The sequence below is a fragment of the Bacteroidota bacterium genome, assembly GCA_034723125.1.
Classification (GTDB): Bacteria; Bacteroidota; Bacteroidia; order CAILMK01; family JAAYUY01; genus JAYEOP01.
On sequence record JAYEOP010000569.1, the window covers coordinates 1 to 1597 of the forward strand.

General features: G+C 27.6%; 2 protein-coding genes. One reads left to right on the forward strand and one right to left on the reverse strand.

Features of this window, described 5'->3' with window-relative positions; genetic code table 11:
- Positions 1-341: 341 nt before the first annotated feature.
- Positions 342-917, forward strand: coding sequence for a hypothetical protein (locus tag U9R42_14485; protein ID MEA3497231.1), 576 nt, complete (start codon positions 342-344; stop codon positions 915-917).
- Between the two features lie 468 nt (positions 918-1385).
- On the opposite strand, the gene U9R42_14490 is transcribed toward U9R42_14485, so the two are convergent.
- Positions 1386-1597 (reverse strand): hypothetical protein (locus U9R42_14490; GenBank protein ID MEA3497232.1); only part of this gene is annotated, 212 nt, incomplete at its 5' end.

The window sequence follows — 1597 nt, forward strand, 5'->3', positions numbered from 1 at the left end:
TTCAAATGATAATTCAGCAACATTCTTTAAAGGTGATGCACTTATTTTTGGTTTACGATTATTATATTCATTTGATATTTAATGGATATTGTATGAATATCTTGTTTTAATAAAGAAATTTCAAATGTAAGCTCAGAATATATAGTTACTTTTGAATATGATTGGTACTCAGGGATTAAAGATATTTTTGCTGACCCAAGTTCTCTAACGAGCATTTGTTTTTGTAAGATGTTTTTTGGACATGAATATTATCAAACTTTTAAACTGGATATTTTAAATCGTACTGATTTAACCACTTATGAAAAATGGCGAATTGATGTTGAATTTAAAGAATAAAAATTATGAAAAAATATATATTTCTTTTGTTGCTCCTTTTATTTAGTCTTGTAAATTATTCACAAACGAATAAGAAAAACATAGACCTATCATTTGATATAGGCTTAAAATATATGCTGTTTGATTCTTATTCAGGTCCTATCATGGGGCTTTCTTTGAATTTTGATAACAAGTTTCAAGTAAATTTGCGTAATGACATAACTCTTTTAGTTGGGAAGAAACTATATAAAGTTGATAGCTCAGGCACTCCTTATTATTTAGACGAACATATTATAAAGAACTATAGTACACTTAATTACATTGAAGTTGCTTATAATCTTAGCAAACCACAAAAAAATGAACTGTATTTGGGTTTGGGCTTAGGGTGGATATGCCACAATGAAGCTTTGAATTATCGATTAAATGGTGATTATGGATACCCTGTAATTACCAGTTCTATAAATTATAAAGTAAAATGGTTGATTATTGAAGCAAGGAGTGATTTTAATTTATCCAAAAATCCTAAACATAAATACAATCATTTGATGCCTTTTTCACTCGGTATTATCTATAAATTTAATCCTTTGAAAGAGGATGATTAACGTAAAAGGCATCTTAATTTTTTATGATACACTTAGAAATAGCAATGTAGAGAGTTTCTCTTTTACTGAAAAATATTTTAATTTGCACAATGCAAACTATAAATTTTCAATTATTTAGTGCCTCTAAGAAAACTATCAAATTTTATGATTTCTAAGATTTTTGATGAGATTTTTATTTTTTGAGACGAGGCGATGCCTTAGCATCAGTGAGTTGAGAAAGATAAAAATATCGCAAAAAGATAGGAATCTAATTTTGCAGAGTTTTCTTAGAGACACTATTTAGTCCAGAAAAATTATAACCTTATACTAAACCGCTATTAAGATGCTGATTAAGAAAATAAATTATTTTTGTTTTGTTTTTCTTCACAAAATTCTTGCATAGCTGTGGCTACGGAATAATTTTTTGAATAAAAACAGGGCGAAAAGAAATGTTTTATTTTCAGTATCTTGATGGCGGTTTAGTATTACTCATTTTTTTGATATTCCTGCAATAAGTAATGCACCCCCAATAAAAATAGCCATATCGCCAATATTGGTTTTGCTATGTAAAAAGTCAGGTAAATAAACAATTATCGTTAACAAAGCTAAAATTCCAGCAAGTACTAATGCTGAGATACGTGCTTTAAAATTGATTATTATATTGATTGCAGAAAGAATAAACACAATTCCAATAAAATACA

Coding starts and splice junctions, on each gene's coding strand:
- U9R42_14485 (MEA3497231.1), top strand. CDS start 342: ATGAAAAAATATATATTTCTTTTGTTGCTCCTTTTATTTAGTCTTGTA.